General features: G+C 41.3%; 20 protein-coding genes. 8 read left to right on the forward strand and 12 right to left on the reverse strand.

The features are described from left to right. Nucleotides 1–8 precede the first annotated feature (8 nt). From IEE84_RS05750 to IEE84_RS05760, 3 genes are all read right to left on the reverse strand, one after another. Nucleotides 9–1,019, reverse strand: coding sequence for an NAD-dependent epimerase (locus tag IEE84_RS05750; protein WP_191115183.1), 1,011 nt, complete (start codon nucleotides 1,017–1,019; stop codon nucleotides 9–11). After that, nucleotides 1,019–2,185, reverse strand: a complete 1,167-nt coding sequence (locus IEE84_RS05755) for a nucleotide sugar dehydrogenase (protein ID WP_191115184.1) — start codon at nucleotides 2,183–2,185, stop codon at nucleotides 1,019–1,021. Before IEE84_RS05755 ends, IEE84_RS05750 begins: the two co-directional genes overlap by 1 nt. A 100-nt stretch (nucleotides 2,186–2,285) precedes the next feature. Then, entirely contained in the window at nucleotides 2,286–3,287 is a 1,002-nt protein-coding gene (locus IEE84_RS05760; RefSeq protein ID WP_191115185.1) for a Stealth CR1 domain-containing protein, read from the reverse strand. 259 nt (nucleotides 3,288–3,546) lie between these two features. On the opposite strand from IEE84_RS05760, the gene IEE84_RS05765 reads away from it, so the two are divergent. Further along, on the forward strand, nucleotides 3,547–4,704 hold the full coding sequence (locus IEE84_RS05765; protein ID WP_224737921.1) for a glycosyltransferase: 1,158 nt from the start codon (nucleotides 3,547–3,549) through the stop codon (nucleotides 4,702–4,704). Between the two features lie 69 nt (nucleotides 4,705–4,773). Here the strand turns inward: IEE84_RS05765 and IEE84_RS05770 are convergent, their stop codons facing one another. The 4 genes from IEE84_RS05770 to aspS form a co-directional block, all read right to left on the reverse strand. Then, the gene (locus IEE84_RS05770; RefSeq protein WP_191115186.1) at nucleotides 4,774–5,631 is read right to left on the reverse strand and encodes a hypothetical protein; all 858 of its coding nucleotides are present in this window, start codon (nucleotides 5,629–5,631) and stop codon (nucleotides 4,774–4,776) included. A gap of 96 nt (nucleotides 5,632–5,727) precedes the next feature. Continuing rightward, entirely contained in the window at nucleotides 5,728–6,444 is a 717-nt protein-coding gene (locus tag IEE84_RS05775) for a glycosyltransferase (RefSeq protein ID WP_416383485.1), read from the reverse strand. A gap of 216 nt (nucleotides 6,445–6,660) precedes the next feature. Then, the gene (locus IEE84_RS05780) at nucleotides 6,661–7,692 is read right to left on the reverse strand and encodes a lysophospholipid acyltransferase family protein (protein ID WP_191115188.1); all 1,032 of its coding nucleotides are present in this window, start codon (nucleotides 7,690–7,692) and stop codon (nucleotides 6,661–6,663) included. A gap of 67 nt (nucleotides 7,693–7,759) precedes the next feature. After that, on the reverse strand, nucleotides 7,760–9,586 hold the full coding sequence (gene aspS / locus IEE84_RS05785) for an aspartate--tRNA ligase (protein ID WP_191115386.1): 1,827 nt from the start codon (nucleotides 9,584–9,586) through the stop codon (nucleotides 7,760–7,762). A 374-nt stretch (nucleotides 9,587–9,960) separates the two neighbouring features. Between aspS and sohB the strand changes: the two genes are divergently transcribed. The 5 genes from sohB to IEE84_RS05810 all read left to right on the forward strand — a co-directional run bounded on the left by sohB (nucleotide 9,961) and on the right by IEE84_RS05810 (nucleotide 15,735). Further along, entirely contained in the window at nucleotides 9,961–10,941 is a 981-nt protein-coding gene (gene sohB, locus IEE84_RS05790) for a protease SohB (protein WP_191115189.1), read from the forward strand. A gap of 258 nt (nucleotides 10,942–11,199) precedes the next feature. After that, entirely contained in the window at nucleotides 11,200–12,450 is a 1,251-nt protein-coding gene (locus IEE84_RS05795) for an acyl-CoA dehydrogenase family protein (RefSeq protein ID WP_224737971.1), read from the forward strand. 235 nt (nucleotides 12,451–12,685) lie between these two features. After that, the gene (locus tag IEE84_RS05800; RefSeq protein WP_165598620.1) at nucleotides 12,686–13,930 is read left to right on the forward strand and encodes a phosphotransferase family protein; all 1,245 of its coding nucleotides are present in this window, start codon (nucleotides 12,686–12,688) and stop codon (nucleotides 13,928–13,930) included. A 48-nt stretch (nucleotides 13,931–13,978) separates the two neighbouring features. Beyond that, nucleotides 13,979–14,743 carry a histidine phosphatase family protein gene (locus tag IEE84_RS05805; RefSeq protein ID WP_191115191.1) on the forward strand — a complete coding sequence of 255 codons (765 nt, stop codon included), beginning with the start codon at nucleotides 13,979–13,981 and terminating at the stop codon, nucleotides 14,741–14,743. Nucleotides 14,744–15,033: 290 nt separating this feature from the next. After that, on the forward strand, nucleotides 15,034–15,735 hold the full coding sequence (locus tag IEE84_RS05810) for an SDR family oxidoreductase (RefSeq protein ID WP_267443125.1): 702 nt from the start codon (nucleotides 15,034–15,036) through the stop codon (nucleotides 15,733–15,735). Nucleotides 15,736–15,826: 91 nt separating this feature from the next. On the opposite strand, the gene IEE84_RS05815 is transcribed toward IEE84_RS05810, so the two are convergent. The 5 genes from IEE84_RS05815 to IEE84_RS05835 form a co-directional block, all read right to left on the reverse strand. Then, a complete protein-coding gene (locus tag IEE84_RS05815; protein WP_191115193.1) occupies nucleotides 15,827–17,527 on the reverse strand; it encodes an AMP-binding protein in 1,701 nt (566 codons plus the stop codon). 642 nt (nucleotides 17,528–18,169) lie between these two features. Beyond that, the gene (locus IEE84_RS05820) at nucleotides 18,170–19,867 is read right to left on the reverse strand and encodes an AMP-binding protein (protein WP_191115194.1); all 1,698 of its coding nucleotides are present in this window, start codon (nucleotides 19,865–19,867) and stop codon (nucleotides 18,170–18,172) included. A gap of 462 nt (nucleotides 19,868–20,329) precedes the next feature. Then, nucleotides 20,330–21,106: an ABC transporter permease gene (locus IEE84_RS05825; RefSeq protein WP_191115195.1), complete on the reverse strand. Its 777-nt coding sequence runs from the start codon at nucleotides 21,104–21,106 to the stop codon at nucleotides 20,330–20,332. A gap of 147 nt (nucleotides 21,107–21,253) precedes the next feature. Next, nucleotides 21,254–22,090: an ABC transporter ATP-binding protein gene (locus tag IEE84_RS05830; RefSeq protein ID WP_191115196.1), complete on the reverse strand. Its 837-nt coding sequence runs from the start codon at nucleotides 22,088–22,090 to the stop codon at nucleotides 21,254–21,256. A 7-nt stretch (nucleotides 22,091–22,097) separates the two neighbouring features. Next, a complete protein-coding gene (locus tag IEE84_RS05835; protein WP_191115197.1) occupies nucleotides 22,098–22,685 on the reverse strand; it encodes a thioesterase family protein in 588 nt (195 codons plus the stop codon). A gap of 205 nt (nucleotides 22,686–22,890) precedes the next feature. Here IEE84_RS05835 and xthA point away from each other — a divergent pair, with 205 nt between their 5' ends. Together xthA and argJ are read left to right on the forward strand one after the other, a co-directional pair. Then, nucleotides 22,891–23,715 (forward strand): exodeoxyribonuclease III, encoded by an 825-nt coding sequence (gene xthA / locus IEE84_RS05840; RefSeq protein WP_191115198.1) that lies wholly within the window; start codon nucleotides 22,891–22,893, stop codon nucleotides 23,713–23,715. Nucleotides 23,716–23,905: 190 nt separating this feature from the next. Beyond that, on the forward strand, nucleotides 23,906–25,129 hold the full coding sequence (gene argJ, locus IEE84_RS05845; RefSeq protein ID WP_191115199.1) for a bifunctional glutamate N-acetyltransferase/amino-acid acetyltransferase ArgJ: 1,224 nt from the start codon (nucleotides 23,906–23,908) through the stop codon (nucleotides 25,127–25,129). Nucleotides 25,130–25,401: the final 272 nt, after the last annotated feature.

Below are 25,401 nucleotides of genomic sequence, written 5' to 3' on the forward strand. Positions count from 1 at the left end.
TATGAATATTAGATATAATACTTTTTATACCAATCGACAAACTTTGTGATTCCATCTTCGATACTGGTATCAGGTTTGAAATCAATATCATCTACTAGCTCGTCTATATCTGCATAAGTAATAGGCACATCACCTGCTTGCATCGGCAATAAATTCTCTTGCGCTTTTTTGCCACAAGCGCTTTCGATGGCAGTGATAAAACGGCGTAAAGTTACTGGTTGATTATTGCCAATGTTATATATTTTATAAGGGGCGGTCGCTGTAGTGATAGTAGAGTATTGAGGAGAGGGGGCTTTATCCATTATCCGAATGATACCTTTTACAATATCATCAATGTAGGTAAAGTCACGCTGCATATCACCATTATTGAAGACATTGATTGGCTCACCAGCTAGAATTTTTTTGGTAAAAGAAAAATAGGCCATATCAGGTCGACCATAAGGACCGTAAACGGTAAAAAACCTTAATCCTGTCGTAGGGATATTATATAAATGGCTGTAGCTATGTGCCATGAGCTCGTTTGATTTTTTGGTAGCCGCATATAAGCTAATAGGAAAATCAACACAATCAGCAGTGGTAAATGGCTGTTTTATATTCATACCGTAGACCGAGCTAGAGCTGGCATAGATTAAATGCTTGATATCATGATGGCGGCAACCCTCAAGTATATTAACAAAGCCAACCACATTTGAATCAATATATGCATTCGGATTTTCGATAGAGTAGCGGACACCTGCTTGGGCACCTAAATTAATGACAATATCGAATTGATAGGTAGAAAAAAGATCAGACATAGCTTCGCGATCAGCAAGGTCTAGCTTAATGAACGTAAAGTATTCTGGTTCTGATATTTCGTTTAGTAGTGTTAAGCGATCTTCTTTTAAGCTCACGTCATAGTAGTCGTTGATGTTATCAATACCAACGATATAATTATTGCTATCAGGTAGCTCTATTTCTAATAGAGCTTTGATGAGATGAAAACCAATAAAACCTGCCGCACCAGTAATTAAAATATTCATTAATCGCTCCCAAATAAATCACGCGTAAAGACCTTATGAGATACATCTTGTATCTCTGCAGACAATCGATTGGCAACGATGATGTCACTTATTGCCTTGAATTCTGCTAAGTCCTTGATTACTCGTGAATTAAAAAACTCTTCTTCTTCTAATACTGGTTCGTAAACAACGACTTCGATACCTTTAGCCTTAATACGCTTCATGATGCCTTGTATGGCAGAAGCTCTAAAGTTGTCTGATCCGCTTTTCATAACCAATCGGTGTATACCTACAATTTTCGGTTTTCGTTCAATAATTTTATCAGCGATAAAGTCTTTACGAGTTCTGTTGGAGTCGACAATGGCTTTTATCAAGTTACTTGGCACCTCATCATAATTTGCCAATAGCTGTTTGGTATCTTTAGGCAAGCAGTAGCCACCATAGCCAAATGATGGGTTGTTATAATGATCACCAATGCGCGGGTCTAAACCAATACCTTCTATGATTTGTTTGGTTTCAAGTCCAAAGGTTTGAGCGTAAGTATCAAGCTCATTAAAATAGGCCACGCGCATTGCTAAATAAGTATTAGAAAACAGCTTGATTGCCTCAGCTTCAGTAGGCTTTACAAACAGTAGCGGCACGTCCTTTTTGATTGCGCCTTCAAGGAGTAAGTTAGCGAATAATTGAGCTCGTTCTGACTGTTCACCTACAATGATTCGAGAAGGGTAAAGGTTGTCATGCAGCGCTTTACCTTCTCGCAAAAACTCGGGTGAAAAGATAATACGGTCAGTTGCATAACGCTCTCTAATACCCGCCGTATATCCCACTGGTACGGTGGACTTTATAATAATGGTTGCTTGTTGATTGACCAAAAGTACTTGCTCAATCACTGCTTCTACCGTTGATGTATTAAAATAATTGGTCTTGGCGTCATAATCAGTTGGTGTCGCCACAATAATAAAATCAGAGCCTTCATAGGCTGCCGCTGCATCAAGTGTCGCAGAAAAGTTGAGATTTTTATTTGATAAAAAATCCTCAATATCTTCATCTTCAATAGGGGACTGCTGGGCATTCAATAAGTTGATTTTTTCAGGAACAATGTCAACAGCGACGACTTCGTTGTGCTGTGCTAATAGCATTGCATTTGATAAGCCTACGTAGCCTGTACCTACTACTGCTATTTTCATAATATATCCAATTAATGTTTATGCTTTGAGGGTTCTAATCCAAAATTGGCTTGGGCTAAATATGATTCAAAATCACGATACTGTGTCAGATCACCTTAGCTCAGAGAGCTGGTGTTCCCGTCACAGAAGTGGGAAGATACGCTAAAAATTTATGCTTCATAGCTCGGCTGATTTTTTTGTGTAAATCTGGTTCAAGAAGATCTAGGCTTTGGATACAACCGTACTTGATAGATTTACCTTCTAAAGCAGTAATAAAATCATCGACACTACTTTCATTTTTTAGATAGTTGACAGAGGTATCGGGTTTTAGATTTGCTTCATCTTTTTGAATTTTAAGATGATTCATCAAAGTTATTGGATTTACCTGCGCCACATCTCTGAATTTATATCTAATCTGCTCTGTTAGTAGCTGAGGCTGGTTTAGCAAATAATCTTTCAATATGTTCCTATCGACGATATGCGGATAGTGATGAATTTCAAAAAATTGATCCATACCAAGTATTTTGGCGCTTAGCATTTGGGCGATAGTATGCCTTGGTTGAATCGGTGTTCCAAACAATTTAAAGCGAGATTTTCGGAAATTAAGCTTAGCATTTAATGCCCCACTTTTACGCCAGTGGCCGTGAATGTTCAGCTTCTCGCCATCCAAAAAGTCATCTATTTTTACTGGTTGGTTAAAAAAGAAATCATCATTCATATAGATGAAGTAATCAGATAGCCCCTCAATATTCCATATCATCGACTCAATCGATCTGGTATTAAACGTAGGCAAAAATTGCTCATAACCTAAAAATATGTCTTTATGATCAACAATGCGTATTTTATCTTCTGAGCAAATACCTTGCTTAGCAAACTCATCGATGAACGCTGGCTTTTGTTGATCTGTGACAATATATATATGACGACAAAAAGGCACATATTTGATGATCGAAGCAATATTATAATATATCTCATCGTCGCTGGCGAAACGCGTGTCAGTTATTGCGTCAGATGCCACTTCTTTAGTTGGCTTATACTGTTCTCGCTTTTGTTTGAGTATAGGGTCTGCACCATCTACCCAAGCAATGACGATGTCTAATGTATTTTCATTAGGCTGCTTCATAACTGATCCTGCTCTCTTCGGATATGCATCTATGTTAGTAGCGATATTAGACCAGCTATGATATTTGCTGATGCGATTATTAACAAGGTTTAATCGATTTAGATAGTTAGACTAATTATAATTTTTATAGAGATACCGTTAAATACTGCTCGTAATTTACTGAATAGATGCCGAGCACCAGCGGTAGGTGAGACTAGCATATAAAGTCAGAATGCTGCAATAATTATGACCATAGTTGCATTCATTTGGCTAACCTATCATGCCTATACCGTTAAAAAATCAAGCTGAGACACTAATGCCACCTATTATTCTATTTATTTTAAAAGCGCTTGAAGGTCGCGGTGCTGAGCGTATGGTTACGACGTTGGCAAGCACTTATGCAGATATGGGCTATCGTCCTCATATTCTATGTTTGGAAGCGACGCAAGATATGCTACTAGACGCTCGTGTGCAATATCACATCGTGCCATATGATGAGGTGTTTTCTGAGCAGAATCTCGACCCAAAATCTACGCAAGCACAAGCCTACGAATCAGTTGCTAAGCGTATTGATACTTACGTGCTTAGCCAAATAGGGAAGCCAAATTTGATACTGGCCAATATCTATAAAATAAACTGGATTATGGCATATAGCCAGTTGCCAAATATCGTAAATGTACTGCATACAGCGCTATCAAAGCAGTTCCAAAATAAATTATTAGAGTCGTCAGTACAGACTATAAATCATTTGAAACTGGTCTATGGCGCTCATCCTTGTAGCTGTGTGAGTAAGGGTGCACACCAAGATTTGATTGATATTATAGGAAATATCACCAAAACCACAACAATCTATAATCCTTGTGATGCTATTGCTATAAATACCAAAGCAGCAGCATCTAGCCATCTTGAACATTTCGGCTTAGTAGATAAAGAGTACATTACACATGTTGCCTCTTTTGATAGCATGAAAGGTCATCGAGACTTGCTACAGGCGTATGCCAAAACAGAACGAAAGCTACCATTAGTACTAGTAGGTAAAGGTAGGCTTGAAGCAGAGATTGAACAGTTGGCTGTCCAACTAAATATTAGCGATAGTATTAAGTTTTTAGGCTTCCAGACTAACCCTTATCCATTAATTGGATCAGCTGCACTGATGGTGCTCACCTCTAAGTTTGAAGGCTTTGGCTATGTCATCGTAGAGGCGCAAGCACTGAGCGTACCAGTAATTAGTACGGATTGTCCTTTTGGGCCGAGAGAGTTATTACCTGAGCAAAACTTAATAGCGGTAGGTGATATTGATGGCTTGGCCATGCTCATCGACCAAGCCATAGACAATCTTACAGATTATATCGTGCCGCTAAACCAGCAGTTACTACCTGAACATATTGCAAGACAGTACTTAGCGTTTGGTTCTGTTTTAGATTCAGATCAAAAATGAGGGTTTATAACTTGTAGTGGTTCTTAATTAAACGCAATTAAGTCGAGGTTATTAATTGTGAGTCATTAACTAGAAAGTGTCGAATAGCGATTTAGAGATAGGAGAGTGATTGACGACAGGAACACCATGCGACTGATAGATTCTGCCGAGTAAGTTAAACGAGGGTACAATCCGCTCGTTCATGACTTTACTAAGCATACTTGGCGCACTATTGTTTTTATTTTCATAAAACCGTGGTTGCTTACTGTTAAGCAGGTCAATACCGTACAGATGAATACTCGCTGCTTGACGCGAAAACGCTAACTGCGCCGCGACATAAGCAACGGTTCCTGCTTCCACAAATCCATGAGTAATGTTAAGAGAGACGCCGATGTCAGCCGCTTTATGATCGCTATCAATGATAAAGTTTGGATTATTGATAAAGTACGATAGCGGCATTTTTTTATTAAGTAATTTTTTCTTAAAGATAAGCTTATTAAAAGATAGCTTGTTTGACTTGACTCCCCATGGCCTATCTACTGGGTACAACACCCGCATGGCATGGTGGTACGTTTGCATAATATCAGGGTGCGTGGTGGCCATCGCTTCAAAGACAGCTAATGTTGCATATAGAGGTTGACCCGTATAGTACTGCTGTAAAATCTTAGGTTGATGATTGATAAAGCGCGCATCACTGATGACGTAACCAGCAATATCGGTAAACTGATACTGCCCAATCAGGCTGATACTGCCATTGACAAAGATAGTAGGTGTATCTAGTAGCTCTGTTAACGGCAGCTGCTGTATAGATGGTCCTGAGGCGATAATATTGACGTCTTTTCCATGCAAGCTTTGTTCGGGTTCATTGGCATTAAACGCATTGATAATGATGAGCTCATTATCAATATTGAACCCAGCAGTAGCAGGTAATCTTAAATATAGCGCCATACTATTTTCCAGTCGTTTATTTCACCTATCTTATATCTTAATACACTGCCTTTACGCTAATTATAAATTGTCTACATATGGTTAATTGCTAAGCATCTATTGCCAATGGTTTTTTAACCATGGGCTTGGCTTCACATGTCGATACCATTTACCGCCACTGCCAGCAATTGCATCTGGCGGGTTAATCTCACCGTGGAAAATAACGATTTTTGCATCATCCGGCAGAGTAGGTGTGCGTACAAAGTTAAAAGGAATCGGCGCAATACATTGGTACTTAAAGCTGACACACCATGTCTTATCCCAATACTCTAGGTGATGATGCTCACGCAAATAGTTAGAAAGGTAGGCCTGCTCGTGACGTACTTGGGTGCGAATGGTTTCAAAGTTTCGCTCAAAATTGGACAGCAAATCAGGATAGGTATTCATACCAATATTAAAGCGGTAGACGGAGCTGTTGCCAATCATGCGCCAAGGTTTTTTCCAGTCGCGGATGATGACGACACTGTCCTCATGCTCAGCTTGGTAAGTAAAAAACGCATCGATATTATCGACAATGACGATATCAATGTCTAAAAATAGGGCCACACCTTTTAAATCATACAGCTCAGGCTTAAAGGTAGTAAGTTTCTTCCAACCACGTTCAGGACCTGCTGGTAGATCCATGTCAGGTATCGGATAACACGCAATTGCAGGGTCAATACCTGTGCTGTCATCGGTCAAGCAAACCATTTGGAAATCTAAGGTTAGATGTCGACTAACCATGTTGTAGAGACGATTGACATATTCAGGACCATATTTGTCGCCCCATTTCATACAGATGATATAATGCTGTTCAGCAGCATTTGTATTGGTCTGATTAGGGTCTATAGATGAGGTCTTAGTTACGTCAGATGTCATAATGCACTCGTATTGAGATAATAGTCAGATAAATGAAGGGTTAATAAAAGTAAAAGAATATAGAGTTCAGCCAATATTAGCATAGCTGTGACTGATGGTATGTCTAAATAGGCAACGCTAGGTTGGTGATGACTAATGATTGTCGAGCTTAGCGTTATCATTTTTAACAGCACTATCGTTTTTAGCATTGTCGATTTCAACGTTGTTATTTCGAACGCTATCGTTGATATCGCTAGCAGAAAGATTAGAAACGCTAGAATGGTGAGATTGGATAAAGGCTGCTAAAGTCTCTTTATCTTTGCGGTAAGGGTTGCCTAAGTTTGGTATACGCTTAAAACGTCGATAGCCCCACATATAATGACTGTAGTTGTCTGTAATCATACGCTCCATGGCCTGATTGAGAGCATGAGTCGCCACTTCAGCATTACGGTCATACAAGGCTGGATCATCGAGTTTGTAGCAGTAAATGTCAAAACCGCGTCCATCGGTACGGCGAATACAAGATAAGCCAACTAGCGCACATTTGGTTTTGCTCGCCAGTTTGGAGGCAAGTGTACTGGTCAATGTTTTGATACCAAAGAACGGAACGACAACGCCGCCTGACGGCTCTGGAACGTGGTCGGGCAATACAATACTAAAACCACCTTGCTTGAGCGTTTTAAACACGGCTTTGACGCCGCTACCATCAGTAGGTACCAAAGTGGCATTAAGTCGCGCACGTCCTTGAAGGATAAACTCGTTAGCGAATTTGCCGTCAACTGGCTTATACATAATGGTTGGCGCACCAAACTGGTTGAGCCAAGCATTCATCATCTCCCAAGTGCCGAGATGCGGTACGATAGCAAGCATGCCATTTGGATTGGCAAGACCCTCTAAAAAAATGTCTTTATTATGGACATCGCAAATCTGAGCGATACTCCACTCAGGTGGCATCGCCCAGCTTTTTATAGATTCAATACTGGTCAGACATTGATGGTAAATAATGTCTTTGGTCAATGCGCGCTTTTGCTGCTCAGATAATGTATGAGTAATCAGCGCCATATTGATCTGAATGGTACGCATGATACTTAGACTGGGTATCTTAATGATAACCCAAGCGGCAAAACGTGCCAGCATCTGCAATACAGACAATGGCACGACTTTGAAAATATGATACGGATTCATGACCACTCACATGGTAATGAATCACGTAACAAGCACTGTAGACAGCAACCGCGCATCATCGAGCGATTTATTCAGCAGGCTTGTTGGTATCAGCTTGTGCTTTTTCGCGCACACGGATACCAAGCTCACGTAGTTGTTTGCTATCAACGCCAGCAGGTGCTTGAGTCAATGGGCAATCAGCCGTTTTGGTTTTTGGGAAGGCGATAACGTCACGGATAGAGCTTGCGCCTACCATCAACATAATCAAACGATCCAAACCAAATGCTAGGCCGCCATGCGGTGGCGCACCGAATTTTAGAGCATCAAGTAAGAAACCAAACTTGTCTTCAGCTTCTTGCTCACCGATACCCAAGGCTTCAAGTACAGCTTGCTGCATATCATAAGTGTTGATACGTAAGCTACCACCACCAATCTCAGTACCGTTCAATACCATGTCATAAGCGATAGAAAGGGCAGACTCTGGGTTATTTTTCAACTCTTCAACTGAACCTTTAGGCTTAGTGAACGGATGATGCATCGACGTCCAACGACCATCGTCAGTCTCTTCAAACATCGGGAAGTCGGTCACCCAAAGAGGTGCCCATTCACAAGTCGTCATTTCAAGATCTAGACCGATTTTTTGACGTAATGCACCAATCGCATCATTCACTACACTGGCTTTATCCGCACCAAAGAAAATAATATCGCCATCTTCTGCAGCAGTACGCTCGATCAAGCTCACAAGTACGTCATCAGTCATATTTTTGATGATTGGAGACTGTAGGCCAGACTCTTTGTCCACACCGTTGTTGATGCTGCTAGCGTCATTGACTTTGATATAAGCCAAACCGCGTGCGCCATAAATACCAACAAACTTGGTATAAGCATCGATTTGCTTACGGCTTAATGATGCGCCACCAGGGATGCGTAGAGCAGCCACACGACCTTTAGGATCGTTAGCAGGGCCGGCAAATACCTTGAAGTCAACGTCTTTCATCAAATCTGCAACGTCAACCAACTTTAGAGGAATACGTAAGTCAGGCTTGTCTGATGCATAGTCACGCATTGCTTCAGCGTAAGTCATGCGTGGGAACTGCTCGAACTCAACATCCATCATGGTCTTGAACAAATGCTTGATAAGACCTTCATTGATGTTCATGATTTCTTCTTCGTTCAAGAAAGACGTCTCAATATCCACCTGAGTAAATTCAGGCTGACGATCGGCACGTAAATCTTCATCACGGAAGCATTTAGCAATTTGATAATAACGGTCAAAACCTGACACCATCAATAATTGCTTAAATAGCTGTGGTGACTGCGGCAGGGCAAAGAAGTTACCTGGACGGGTACGTGATGGTACAAGATAATCACGCGCACCTTCAGGCGTTGCACGAGTCAAGATAGGCGTTTCAACATCCAAGAAACCATGATCGTCTAAATAACGACGAATCGCTGAAGTTGCCTTGGCACGGAACACCATACGCTCTTGCATTTGCGGACGACGCATATCAAGATAACGATACTTTAGACGCAAGTCTTCAGATACAGTCGTTTTTTCGTCATTCAATGGGAATGGCGGCGTCTCAGATTTAGCCAATACTTCAATTTCTTTGCCCAATAGCTCAATCTGGCCACTGGTCATATTATTATTTTCAGTACCTTCATAACGGCGACGTACACGGCCAGTTATCTTTAGCACGTATTCAGGACGTACAGCATCAGCTGCTGCGAAAGCTTCTGGGGTATCAGGGTCGACCACGACCTGTAAGATACCAGCGCGGTCACGCATGTCTAAGAAAATCACGCCACCGTGATCGCGACGACGATGTACCCAGCCTACGATACTAATGGTTTGCTCAAGCAAGCTCTCGGTTACGGCTCCGCAATACTCGTCTCGGTATTCGCTATGCGTCATAGTGCTTTGCGTCATAATATGGTTATCCAGTTATCAGCCCAATTCGAAGTACAATAATGCAGCCATTGTTGTGCGTTTCAAGCTATTTGCAAAAAAAACACACAAACAACGCGATTAAGACATATGGTCATCACGTTGGCTGCAGAAAATTTGATATAAATGCATATTATGCCTAATCTGCCTTTGTTATACAACCGGCTGAGTTCAATCAAAGCACGGGAGTCTGCAAGTATCTGACGTATTTATTCTGCGTTATTTATATTGGGTTAAATATTGTCATTATGCTTGAAAACGCCGCTTAGTGTGCACATATCAACCGCACCTGAATAAAAACAGCCATATTGATATATCTACTGACTTGAGGATTCGTAACCATGCTATTTCATCCACCAAAAAACCCTGTTGAGCTAAAAGTAAGACATTTAAATGAAGCCCAAAAACAGCGCCGCGAAGACTTAATGGAAGCCACCCAAGGCAAAGCTGCCCTCAAACAGTTCAAAAAAGTCATGGCCAAAAAAGCCAAGCAAGCATTGAAAGCAAAAACCAAAAATAAGAAAAAACATTCTGATGATAAGGCACAAGTTTTTGTGCTCGATTTTGACGGTGATATCAAAGCAACTGCGGTCAAACATTTGCGTGAAGAAATCAGTACTCTAATTAGTACCGCAAATAAAGGTGACGAAGTTATCGTCCGTCTCGAATCAGGCGGTGGTTTGGTACACGGCTATGGTTTGGCCGCAGCGCAATTGGCTCGCCTAAAAGATGCGGGTCTGAAACTGACGGTTTGTGTTGATAAGGTGGCGGCAAGCGGCGGCTATATGATGGCCTGCGTTGCAGACAAGGTAATAGCAGCACCATTCGCTATCATTGGTTCAATCGGTGTGGTGTCACAATTGCCAAACTTCCATAAATGGCTAAAAAACCATGACGTCGATTATGAGATGTTTACCGCTGGTGACTATAAGCGTACGGTGACTGTATTTGGTGAAAATGATGCCGAAGACCGTGCCAAATACCAAGAAGAGCTAGAGCAGACGCATGAGTTATTTAAGCATTTCGTTAATACCTATCGTCCAGAACTCGATGTTGCCAAAGTAGCTACGGGCGAGCATTGGTACGGCGAAGATGCGTTAAAGCTTAACTTAATTGATAGTCTACAGACTTCAGACAGCTATATTTTGGAACGTATGGAAGACAACGAAGTGTATGCACTATATTCACGTCAGAAGCCGACGTTAGCAGAAAAGTTAGGATTGGCTCAGGCAGCAGAAGCAACACTGAGTATGGCTGTAGATAAATTACCTGATGCACTTGCACGTTTTGATTTGAATAGTCGCTTGAATATTCTGAAATAATGTTAGTTATCATTATGATAGTTAAATAATGGTATTTTAGTACTTAGAAGTTTTTAGATACATTGTTTATATTTTGTAAAAGGCGTGGCCTAGCTGGTCGCGCCTTTTTGCTGTTTATTGACAATTGCTGTGTTATAAATGTAGCACACGGAAGACAGTATACGTGCGTGCACTAAAGCTATAGTAGAGCTTTTTATCAACATTTGATTTAGACAATCAATAAAGAAAAGGAAGTCATTTATGTCTAACGACAATTTAATGTTTACCGCAACAGAACATGGTCAAGCCATGCATGCCAAAGTCAAAGCGTTCATCGAAACGAATATTGAGCCTATCGAAGCCCAATTCTGGGAAGATTGTCATAAGAAAAACCCTGATGGTAATTGGGAAAACTGGGAGTGGCCAGAAGCCTACGAAAACCTGCGCAAACAAGCACGTGAAGAAGGTTTATGGAATTTATTCCTGCCAGATGACACACTAGGTGCAGGACTGTCAGTCACTGATTATGCGCCTATCGCAGAATTGACTGGTCGTAGTTTGCTAGCACCTCATGTGTTCAACTGTAATGCCCCTGATAGCGGTAACATGGAGCTGTTATGGCGCTACGGTACTCAAGAACAGCAAGACAAGTGGCTTACCCCAATCCTAGACGGTAAGACACGCTCTGTGTTTTGTATGACTGAGCCTGATGTGGCATCAAGTGATGCGACCAATATGCAAGCAACAGCGGTAGTAGATGGTGATGAGATTGTCATCAATGGTAGCAAGTGGTGGTCATCTGGTCTTGGCGATCCAGCGGTTGATGTCTTGATTGTGATGGCATATACCGCGGATGAAAGTGCAGACCGTCATCATCAGCATTCGATGGTGCTTGTACCAGTCAATACTCCGGGTGTGAACATTAAACGTATGCTTAAAGTGTTTGGTGACTATGATGCACCGCACGGCCATGGTGAGATTAGCTTCGAAAATGTGCGTGTGCCAGTCAGCCACTTCATTGGTGGACCTGGTAAAGGTTTTGAGATTGCACAGGGTCGTCTAGGGCCAGGCCGTATTCATCATTGCATGCGCTGTATCGGTGCTGCCGAAAAATCTCTTGAATTAGCGGTCAAGCGTGGTATGTCACGTACTGCCTTTGGTAAGCCATTACTACAATTGGGTGGTAACTTTGAGCGTATCAGCGAGGCCCGTATCAAAATCGACCAAGCACGCTTGCTAACATTGTACGCCGCCCAAAAAATGGATGCTCAGGGCACCAAAGCTGCATTGACTGAAATCTCTGCTATCAAGGTAGTGGCGCCAACTGTGCTACAAGAAGTGGTCGATATGGCGATTCAGATTCATGGTGGTATGGGCGTGTGTCAAGACACATTGCTACCAAACTTTTACGCGCAGGCACGTGTACTACGTTTAGCAGATGGTCCAGATGAAGTACATAAAACCATGATTGCTAAGCTAGAACTAAAACGTCAGGGCTTTAGTCGTTCTCCTAAGTCTGACAAAGCTTAAGCTTAATCTTAACAAACGGTTGTGTGAGTTAGTGTTGATTTGCTCACGCAACTATCAAGAATAAGCCAATCAAAATGCTAATTGAAAATTCACTATTAACAACTTAGTAGTGAATTTTTCATCACTAGAGCGAGTCCTCATTTCAAAAATAGCGAGAAGAATGAGATAAATTGAATTGAGAACTAGCTCGCATATCTGTTATAAAAATAAATGACCACATGATAAGGAATGTCTCATGGCAACTGATAATAAAGTACTAGACAAAGGCGGTGCCGTACGCGAGGGTGAAGAGCTTGATGCCAAAGCAGTCAGTGAATGGCTTCGCGGTCAAGGTGTCGATGTGGTAGGCGAGCCTACAGTCACTCAGTTCTCAGGCGGCGCATCAAACTGGACATATCGACTACAGTATGAGGGTGAAGATAAAAACCAAGACCTCATATTACGTCGTCCACCAAAAGGTACCAAGGCAAAATCTGCCCATGACATGGTGCGTGAGTACACCGTTCAAAAAGCGTTAAAAGATGCTTATCCTTATGTACCTGAGATGATTGCGCTATGTACGGATGAAGCTGTTATCGGCGCTGATTTTTATGTGATGGAGCGTATGGAGGGTATTATCCCTCGTGCAGAATTGCCAGAAGGTATTGATCTAAATCCTGAGCAAACGCGTCTGCTTTGCACCAATGTATTAGACGCTTTGGTAGAGTTACATCAGATAGACTATACTGAGCATCCTGATTTAGTCAATTTGGGCCGCGGCGAAGGTTACTGCGAACGCCAGATCAGTGGTTGGGATAAACGTTATGTCAAAGCAAAGACACCAAACGTACCGAGCTTTGCATTGGTGAGACAATGGCTTGCTAAGCACACGCCTGCTGATAGCAAAACTTGTATCATTCATAATGATTGGCGCTTTGACAATGTCATACTTGATGCAGATGAGCCGACCAAAGTGATTGGCGTGCTCGACTGGGAGATGGCAACCCTTGGCGATCCACTGATGGACTTGGGTAGTGCGTTGGCCTACTGGATTGAAGAAGATGACAATATTATCATGCAGCAGTTCCGTCGTCAGCCAACACATTTAGAAGGCATGATGACGCGTGATGAAGTGGTTGAATATTATCTAAAACAGTCGGGTTTAGAGATAGATAACTGGACCTTTTACGAAGTGTTCGGATTGTTCCGCCTTTCAGGCATTATTCAACAGATCTACTATCGTTATTATCATAAGCAAACCACTAATCCAGCGTTCAAAAACGCTTGGCTCGTTATACATGTCATGCATGCTAAATGTTTGAAACTGATTGCGCAATACGAAGGCGAAGCCTTATTCAATGCGCATGTGCAGCCGCATTTAGAAGACATAGGCGTAGATGCTGCTGCTATTGAGCAGTTACCAAGCCCTGTTCAAAAAGTGGTCAAAAGTATTTTACCAAAAGGTTATTTTGCAAAAGCACCTGACTCTCCTGAAGCGTAAGCATTCAGCAAACTGTACTTTAGCAAATATGATAAAAGGTAATAATTTATGACAACCATACTTTTAGCACGTCATGGCCAAGCGTCTTTTGGACAAGAAAACTATGATCAACTCTCAGAACTAGGCACTGTTCAGGCACAAATGCTGGGTCAGCACTATGCAGCTACGCAGCGCCGTATTGATGCCATATTTACTGGTAGGTTGGTTCGGCAGCAAGACTCAGCACGTCATTTTTGGGAGCGTTATCAATCATCTGCACATGTTAATAATAGCGATGGCACTGCTGTTACGCCTGTAATCAACTTTGATCAGCCTGATAGTTATATTCTGCCGCAGTTTGATGAGTTTAATCATAAAGACGTGTTTGTTAAGTCAGCAGAGGCATCTGGTAATCGATCTGACATCTCAGCTGAAATCGCTAAAGCAGAATCGCCAGCCACCCGACTGGCTGAGCTATTTGATCAAGCGATGCAACGTTGGCATGCTGGTGACAATGATCAAGATTATCTTGAAAGTTGGCCACAGTTTAATAATCGTGCACAGCAAGCCCTTGAACAAGTACGTACAAAAGTAGCAAGCATGAGCTTAGGTCAGGACAGTACCGTGCTCGTATTCACTTCAGGCGGTGTCATCGCTGCAATCACTGCACAGTTATTGCGACAAGGTAGTCAGACTGCTTATCAGCTGAATAAAAGCTTGGTTAATACGGGTGTGACCTCTATTACTTTAAAGAATCAAAGTTCTCGCTTGTTGTCTTTAAATGAATATAGTCATTTATTCTCTGATGGCAAACCATTCGTGACATGGCGTTAAATTTGCGCATGATTATACAGGTAAGGTAGTGTCATATCTGCTTAAAACATAAAATTTATCGACGCTTATACTAAGAAATACCGATTTGATTCTGTGCAATATCGATATACAAAGGACTGTACATGCAAAATAAATTAATAAAATTGGTTGCTAAAAGTGCGCGCCATAGCAAAAACCAGATAGTAGGCGCGGTTCGACCTGCAAGCTACCTAAAAGACTTGAGTCAGCAGCAAGTAGGCAACGGTAAAACGGTGCTTATCACAGGTGCCAGTTCAGGTCTGGGCGAGGGTATGGCCAGACTGTTTGCTAGCCTTGGCTACAACTTGGCCATATGTGCGCGTCGCACTGATCGTTTAGAGCATTTAAAGTCGGAGATAATAGACAAGTATCCTGATATTCGAGTCGAATACCAAGCACTAGATGTGAGTGATTATGATACGGTCTTTCAAGTATTTGATGCTTTTGCAGATGATTTCGGTAGCATTGAGCGAGTAGTGGTCAATGCGGGTATTGGTGATAGCCGCCGCATTGGTAAAGGGCATTTTGAGACTAATCGTCGCACTGCTGATGTCAATTTTGTAGCAGCACTGGCACAGTGTGAAGCCGCCATGAATATCTTCCGTGCTCAAAACAGCGGGCATTTGGTCGTGATATCTAGCATGTCAGCCATGCGTGGATTGCCTAGGCATCTGACAACCTATGGTGCAAGTAAAGCTGGTTTGGCTCACTTAGCAGAAGGCATTCGTGCTGATATGCTTTTGACCAATTTACCTATTAAAGTTTCTACAATTTACCCAGGTTATATTCGCACTGAAATCAATGAAGGTTCTAAGCCATTACCATTTGAAGTCGATACAGATACTGGTACTAAAGCTATTGTCGCAGCTATCGAAGCGGGTGTGGATGAAGCCTGTGTGCCGAGCCTACCTTGGTCCATGGTCAGTCATGCCATGAAGCACTTGCCATTACAGGTAATGAATAAACTAAGCTAAGCAAATTGGTTTTCTCAAGGTAGAAAAGAAGAAGCCCACTATTATTGTAGTGGGCTTCTTCTTTTATTTACTCTAAATAGCAGGACAAGTATTACAACGTTTGAGGATTATTTGACACATGCTGTTCACGCAGTTTTTGACGTAGTACTTTACCAACGTTACTCTTTGGTAGTTCACTAACAAACTCAATATGACGTGGACACTTATAACCAGTCAAATTGTCCAGCGCAAATTCTTTGATAACTTCTTTAGTGACGTTATTATCGGCGGGTACGATATAAATTTTAACTGCTTCACCTTGGTGATCATCAGGAATACCAATTACTGCGCAGTCGACGATACCATCACAATCGAGCATAACGGATTCGATTTCATTAGGGAATACATTGAATCCTGAAACCAAGATCATGTCTTTCTTACGATCTAGTAGGGTGATATAGCCTTTTTCATCCATACTGATGATATCACCTGTACGGAAGTAGCCGTCGCTTGTGAAATCATTGGTATTGTCTTTATTAAAGTAACCAGACGTAATATTAGGGCCTTTAATACACATTTCGCCTGCTTGATTTAGGCCCACACGTTTGCCACTGTCATCTACTACAATGATATCGACACTAGGAACAGGTATACCAATAGTACCGTTGAATTTACGATCAGTAATCACGTTAGCAGTACCTGCCGCAACACCTTCCGTCATACCCCAACCTTCAACCATAGGGCAGCCAGTTACTTCCAACCAACGTGCTGCGGTTTGCTCAGTTGCCGCCATACCACCAGCCTGAGTGATACGTAATGAACTAAAATCTAAGTTTTTAAAGTTTGGCTGGTCAAGTAACCCTTTAAATAGAGTGTTCACAGCAGGGAAGATATGGAATGGTTGTTTTGATAACGTTTTAATAAACCCTGGCATATCGCGCGGATTAGGTACTAGGATAAAGGTATAACCTGAACGCATACCGAGTAGACTTAGCATGAAGGCAAAAATATGATACAGCGGTAAGGCCATCACCATATTGATATATACCTCATTGATACCTGAGGTCACAGGACGATACCATGCCTCTGACTGCATAGCAGCAGCGACGACATTACGTTGTGTTAGGACAGCACCTTTAGATAGTCCAGTCGTACCACCTGTATACTGCAAAATCGCTTTTTGTTGTAGGGTAGTTTTTGGTGCTTGAATAGGTAGGTTTTTTCCCTTTTTTAATACTTCAGGGAACTTAGTAACGTCATACTTAGGATCGTTTAGGTTGTACTTTGGAACCAAGCGTTTGACCTGACGGATGACCGTATTGACCAAAATACCTTTTAGTCCCATCATATCGCCCATTTTTGACAGCACGATACGTTTGATATTGGTTTCTTCAATGACTTGTTCTAAAGCTTGAGCAAAGTTGTCAACAACAAAGATAACCTGAGCACCTGAGTCATTCAATTGGTGACGCAACTCGCGACCCGTATATAGTGGGTTTACTGGAGTGCAAACATAACCTGCACGTAGAATACCAATCATAGTTGGTAGATATTGGGGAACGTTTGGCATCATAAGAGCCACTACGCTGCCTTTAGGTAAACCTTGAGCCTGTAACCATGCTGCTACTGCCAGTGAAGCGTTATCAACATCACCATAAGTATGCGTCACACCCATACAGATAGTCATCGGATGCATACGAAAGCGGTTAAAACACTCTTCATATAACTCTATGAGGCTTTCATACTGATCCGGATTAATCGTCTTAGGTACGTTTTCCGGGTATTGAGAAAGCCAAGGTTTATCTACAGTCATGATTAGCGTCCTTAAATATTAAAATAAATTAAGGCTCTATAAAAAAGTAGTCACATCCATGTCAACAATTTATATTGCTGTTCCGTTAGCAAGAAATTGTCGAGTGTTATCCTATATATTCACATACTGCTAAAATACGAGGCCCTTATAAAGTTTGATTCAACCACAGAGCATAAATATCTCATCAGGTTAAAAAACTAATTAATGTTTTGATAATGAAAATAGCTACTAGTAATACTGCTAATCAATCGATATGAGTCATAATTATATAAGATTAAAATAACAGAAAGTATAGTGACACATTTTGGCAATACATTAACATAACTACAACCGTGCCTGTTATGCTTATACAAGAACTTGATAGTTTACAGTTAAATTTGATAAATGAAAAAATATATGTTGAATAATTATAAAATGCCTAGACAAGTAATTTACTTTCTTATCAAGTAATTAACATGAAATTTATTCAAAAAATGTCATATAACTCAATATAAAGGTAGATTTGTAGTAATGGTAATAGAGAAATTTTATAATTGAATGACATAAAATGAATATACAAAAAGAGCATCTTACATTAAATGTAAAATGCTCTTTAGTGAAAATAAAATCAAATTTTTTAAAAATTAAAACTTTGATGTTCGTTTATCTTTGTGGATGGTCTGCATTGTGTTTTTCACGCAATTTTTGACGAAGCACTTTACCGACATTACTCTTTGGTAAGTCGCTCACAAACTCGATGTGACGTGGACACTTATAACCCGTTAGATTATCTAAGGCAAAATCTGTAATGACTTCTTTGGTAACATTATTGTCTTCAGGTACTACGTATATTTTGACCGCTTCACCTTGATGACTATCAGGAATACCAATTACCGCGCAGTCAAGAATGCCGTCACAGTCAAGCATCACGGACTCGATTTCGTTAGGGAATACGTTAAATCCTGAAACCAAAATCATATCTTTTTTACGATCGAGCAGTTTAATATAACCCTTATCATCCATGCTGACGATATCACCAGTGCGGAAATAACCATCGCTAGTAAAATCAGCGCTACTGTCTCTATTCAGATATCCAGAGGTTACGTTAGGGCCTTTAATGCATAGTTCGCCCCCTTCGTTTAAACCTACATGCTTGCCGTCTTCATCGATAATAATGACATCAACACCAGGGGCTGGTACACCGATAGTACCGTTAAACTCACGATTGGTAATAACGTTGGCGGTACCAACTGCAACGCCTTCTGTCATACCCCAACCCTCGATCATCGCGCAGCCAGTCACTTCTAACCAGCGATTCGCAGTTTGCTCAGTAGCCGCCATACCACCAGCTTGTGAGATACGTAAAGAGCTAAAGTCCAAATCTTTAAAGTTAGGATTATCGAGCAATCCTTTAAAGAGGGTATTGACCGCAGGGAAAATATGGAACGGTTGTTTTGATAAAGTTTTAACAAATCCAGGAATATCACGTGGATTAGGTACTAGTATAAAAGTATAGCCTGAGCGCATACCAAGTAAACTCAACATGAATGCAAAAATATGATACAGCGGCAGCGCCATCACCATATTGATATATACTTCGTTAATTTCTGATGTGATAGGGCGAGTCCATGCTTCTGATTGCATCGCTGCTGCTACAATATTACGCTGTGACAAGATAGCGCCTTTCGAAAGACCTGTGGTACCGCCTGTATATTGTAAAAATGCTTTTTGATCCAAAGACATTTTTGGTTGCTGAAAAGGTAGGTTTTTACCTTTTTTCAATACTTCAGGGAATTTAGTAACGTGGTATTTAGGGTCATTAAGGTTGTACTTGGGTACTAAGCGTTTGACCTGACGAATAATCGTATTGACCAAAATACCTTTCAAACCCATCATATCGCCCATCTTAGATAGGATGACACGTTTGATAGCCGTTTCTTCAATAACTTGCTCAAGCGCTTGGGCAAAGTTATCAACCACAAAAATTGCTTGGGCACCAGAATCGTTAAGCTGATGGCGTAGTTCTCGGCCAGTATATAGTGGGTTGACAGGGGTACAAACGTAGCCTGCACGCAGTATCCCAATCATGGTTGGTAGATACTGTGGAACGTTTGGCATCATGAGAGCGACGACACTACCTTTCGGCAAGCCTTGGTTCTGTAGCCAAGCGGCGACTGCCATCGAAGCATTATCGATATCACCATAGGTATGAGTCACTCCCATACAAATGCTCATCGGATGTCCACGGAAGCGATCGAAGCATTCTTCGTACAGTTCCATGATGCTGCTATATCTATCAGGATTAATGGTTTTTGGCACACCGGCTGGATATTGAGAAAGCCAAGGTTTGTTCGATATCATAGTTAGCATCCTTGCGATTTGATATAGGCTAAAGTATTTTGAAAAGGTAGTTGTCAATCTAACAATGGTACAAACCACTACTTATTTAAGTGGTATCTACCGTATTCAATAGCATCCCTGTCTATTGATTAATAGCTAGTTTTTTTTGCTGCTATCACAGCATTCTATTTAATGAATATTTAGATAAAGCATTAAATAGGACAAATAAATAAAAAGTTCAATAATAAAAATAATGCTCGTTCTAAAACTATTTATCTGCTGCTTACAAATAAAGTATCAAAAAAACGATACATTTGAGCAATACATTAGCATGAATTTAATCTAAAACAATAACAGTAAGCGATACTGATCAGTACATATATTAACTTATAAGAATATATTGACTTTGTTATCTCATAAATGAAGGATTAGATAATTAATGTTGGTAAGCTGACAAAACACAAAGGAATGTAGATGCCAAAATTATTGCGGTAAAATAAATTGATCTTTTTTATTAAAGAATCTTCGATAAATCAGTAATGCACTGATGGTACAGCCAAGCGTGCTGCTGACACATATCAGGAACATAGTGACTATTTGATAGCGTACGGCTTGAGTGGGATCGGCGCCCGCTAGGATTTGACCCGTCATCATGCCTGGCAAGCTAACAATACCGACGACTAGCATAGAGTTTAAAGTTGGAGTCATGCCATTAGTGATAGCTGCTTTTATCTGCTCATGGACGGCTTCAAATGGTTTAGCAGATAGACTGAGCATCATTTCGATACGTCCAGATTGCTCATGAAAGGATTCAATCAATTGATTGCTCGTCAACGAAATGGCAGTCAGAGAGTTACCTAATATCAGACCCAATATAGGAATAATGAATTGCGGTGTATACCAAGGCTGCACATTCAAAATCGCTATAATCGCAATCGCCGTTACTAGTATTGCTGAGATACTGACTGCCAATAACGTATCTGTTAATAACCCCTTATAACTGCGTTTAACGCGATTTTTGGCGGCACTTCCTGCAATTAAAGTCATGACTGTTAATATGATTAGCACTTCATACCATTGTTCACGTGCGAAAATCCACGCCAGTATTAGCCCAATAAAGCTAAGCTGTATAATCGTACGAAATGCCGCTATCAAAAGAGTCTTGCTTAGCTTTAAACGTAAGCGCCAAGAGATGAGCAATACGATGATAATTAGGCTGCTAGCAAGAGCGATATCACCATAAGTGAGGAAAATTTGCATATCATTCGTACCACTCGTATGAGCTTATTTAGGAAGTAATTGTGGTAATAATACAAGGTGAGGATTAAGGTTATTAACGTGCTAAATTGTCTGAGCAACTAAGCGACGACTTAATTATTTAATTAAATATTCTTGAATAAAAGTTCCTCAAGAGTCCGCAGTGAGCACACCAGCTTGCATGTGCCAATGTCTATTTGCCAAAGGCATAATATCTTTTGTGTCGTGAGTCACCCATAGGAGTGTGCGCTGTGCATCTGCGTGCAACCAGTTGATAAGTAAGTTGACTAGCTGTGCTGAAGTGTCCATGTCCAAAGCAGCAGTTGGTTCGTCTAGCAATAAAACTTTTGGACTAAGCTGCAATAGGCGCAATGTATTGACCAGTTGGCGCTCGCCACCAGATAAATGCTTGGCGTCTTGTTGCAAAAAATCTGCACTTCTATCCAAATGTTCAAGCTGAGCAACATGCCAGTCTCTATCAAAAGTCTGCGATTGGTGAGCGTGTAATTGATAAGGCATTTGTAAGTTTTCAAGGACACTGCCATCTAACAACTGTGGATGCTGAGCGAGTAGGGCGACCTGCTTGCGCCACCGTATAGATGCAGTCTCATGCATATCGTGATAAACATTACTCGACGTGTCATCGTGCAAACGAACAGTACCGCTGCTCATTGGCAATAATCCTGCCAATATTCGCAATAGTACTGATTTACCGCTACCAGACGCTCCTGTCAAAACAGTAACTTGCCCTGACAATAGCGTACCGCTTGCACCGCTTATTAGCGTTCGATCATGAATTGATAGCTCTTTATCCAGTGAAGCGTTTGCGGTTAGCTTGCTTGTCCATTTTTGATAAATGCTATACGGCATAGAGACTTTATTCGAGGCTTCTTTGCTATTTTTAATGCTTTGAGCATTTATCGTCCGTTGGCTATGTACCCATAGGTTATCAAATTCAAGCAACACTCTACCCGTATCTACGCTCATAGCAGTTCTACTGCTGACCATTTACTTGCTCAGAGATAGCTTGTTCGATCGTAACGCGCAGTTTTTTTGGTACACGAATAGGACGCATTGGTGGAGTTGTCGCTGAAGTATCTGGTTTATCGCTGCCTATTTCATCATTACTCATTGGCTCTGGTTTGACAAGGTTTTGTACGCAAGCAATAACGATTTTGGTGCTGCTTAGTAGCTGGCTATCATCAGTTTCGGTAGAGCCATGATTTGGTAGATTGCGATATATACTTTGGTAAAATATGATGCTGGCAGGTTTTAGCTCCACTTTATCGATACGTACGCTAATTACCTCATCTAATAGAATGGCTCTTTTGTATTGCAAGTCCGCCTGACTCACGACAAAATGCTGCACTTCACCACTGTCAGTCTGCAAAAAATACCCATTTAAGCCCAGCTCAGTAAACCAGTCGCGTCGGCAGTTTTCAAAAAACACCAAATGATTGGCGTGATAGACTATACCGCCAGCATCAGTATGGTTAATATAGACGTTATAATCTTTAGCAAATAATGGTTTGGTGTCATCATTCATGGCTGATGTCATATTTTTTTGCTTAATTGTTGTCATAGTGATGCTCGATATTTTTAATAAGTATTGTTAAATAAAAGTGTTTCAGATAGACCAATAATAGATAGTGCTTACAATATAGTTACTCTAGCTCAAGATATCAGGCCATGCAACCGCTAGAACCGCTTACATTTGTTATCATAGTCGTTTATATTTCACCCATTTATAGAGCGCTATATTCTAACCAATCAGTATAGGACAGTTTATGACCCGTTTTGTCAGTTTTAACATCAATGGTATCCGTGCACGTCAGCATCAGCTCGAGGCGGTGCGCGAGGTAATCGATCCTGATGTCATGGGCCTACAAGAAACCAAGGTTCATGATGATCAATTTCCGCTTAACGATATCGAAGGTCTGGGCTACCACGTCGAGTATTTTGGACAAAAAGGACATTATGGTGTTGCACTACTATCTAAAGCTGCACCTGTATTTATACAAAAAGGCTTTCCTGGCGAAGATGAAGAAGCCCAAAAGCGCTTTATCCATGCACGTTACGAGTTTGAAGGTCGTGAAGTGGATGTGCTCAATGGTTACTTTCCGCAAGGAGAGAGCCAAGATCACCCGACTAAATTTCCTATGAAGCGCGCTTATTATGCCAATTTGATGGCTTATATTGATACGCTAAAATCTGAAGGTCGTTCGATTATCGTCATGGGTGATATGAATATCGCACCAGAAGATATCGATATTGGTATTGGTGAAGTTAATGCCAAACGCTGGTTGAAAAACAGAAAAACCTCATTTCTGCCAGAAGAGCGCGAATGGTATTCAGCATTGATGTCACGTGAGCTGATAGATACTTACCGCCTGCATTATCCAGAGAGCACTGAGTTATACAGCTGGTTTGATTATCGCAGTCGCGGCTTCAATGATGAACCTAAGCGCGGGTTACGTATTGATCATATCCTATGTACCTCGGATCTAATCGATAAATGTATCGATGCTGGTATTAGTTATGAGCTACGTGCTATGGAAAAACCCTCTGACCATGCACCGATTTGGTCAGCATTTGACCTGAAGAAACCGTAATACTTATATACCGTAATACCTATATATAGTCAATCTCATGTAAATTAGATACGATGAGTAGCTTGTTCAGTCTGTTGGCCGTAGCACTGTAGTTAGCTCTCCGTATATCTAAACTGTCTTGAACTGACTATATATTTATCACTTCGTATTCCATAAATAACGATAAAAATTGAAAAGTAAGGATTTTATTATGGCTGTTGGAAATGTATCAGTACCTGACGTTATCTATCCTATCGATGGTATCAAGCTCAGTGCCACAGCGGCAGGCGTTCGCTACAAAGACCGCGATGATTTAGTAGTCATCGAAATATCTGACAAAGCTACTACTGCGGTTGTAACCACTAAAAACACCTTTTGTGCAGCGCCAGTGCGAGTATTGCGTGAGCATTTTGCTAAGGTTAGACCGCGCTATTTAGTCACTAATACTGGTAACGCAAATGCAGGTACAGGCGCTGATGGCAAGCGCCGCGCTATTGATATCTGTACAGCATTGGCTGAAAAGGCCGGTGTAGACACCAATACGATATTGCCATTCTCTACTGGCGTGATTGGTGAGCCGTTAAATAGTGATGCAGTCATCGCAGGTCTGGATAAGGCATTGGCTAATCTAGCGCCTGATAGCTGGCTAGCTGCTGCTAATGGCATTCGCACGACAGATACCATTCCTAAATTGGCCAGCCAAAAAATTGATGTAGCAGGTACTAGCTATCATGTCACTGGTATGTCTAAAGGCTCAGGAATGATACGTCCGAATATGGCGACTATGCTGGGCTATGTGGCGACAGATGCTAATATCGCTGCTGACTTATTGCAAGAGATGCTAAGCGCTATCAATGAGCAGTCTTTCAACCGAATTACTGTCGATGGCGATACCTCAACCAATGACTGTTGTGTGTTGATTGCAACAGGTGCTGCTAGCTCAGAGGTGATTGATAGTCCAGAGCATCCACATTATCAGCCTGTATTCGATGCATTAGCTGATGTGTTTGTTCGTCTGGCACAATTGATTGTGCGTGATGGTGAAGGCGCTACTAAATTCATGACGGTCAAAGTGACTGGCGGTCAAACCACGCAAGAATGCTGCGATGTGGCTTATGCAGTCGCACATTCACCGTTGGTAAAAACGGCATTCTTTGCCAGTGATGCTAACTGGGGACGCATATTAGCAGCAGTGGGCTATGCTGGTATCGAAGACCTAGACACAGAGCAAGTCGATGTGTATCTAGACGAGGTAATGATTTGCCAAAATGGCGGTGTTGCACCTGACTATACAGAAGAGGCGGGCAAAACAGTCATGAGCCGACCTGAGATTACCATTCATATTGACCTTGCACGTGGTGATGCTATCGATACCGTATATACCTGCGACTTGTCATACGATTACGTCAAAATAAACGCTGATTATCGTAGCTAGTCGTTCTTAACAAAACAGAATTTGCATAGTTGTATCAAAGCCAGAACAAATATTGTTCTGGCTTTTTAATGTCAAACTTCTGCTCAGTAGCAAATAACTCTGCTATTCAATACGCTTCATTAACATCAGTTGCAAAAGCTGACGTTACTTTACAAAGCAGTTATAGAGGGTAAGACGAATAGCGACCTATACTGGTTTCAGTAAAAAGAAAATGACCTTGTTAGCTTGTAGCAAAGCAAGATAAGGTGTTCAAAACAATAAGTTCATCTAAG

The sequence above is a fragment of the Psychrobacter sp. 28M-43 genome, from assembly GCF_014770435.1.
Lineage (GTDB): Bacteria > Pseudomonadota > Gammaproteobacteria > Pseudomonadales > Moraxellaceae > Psychrobacter.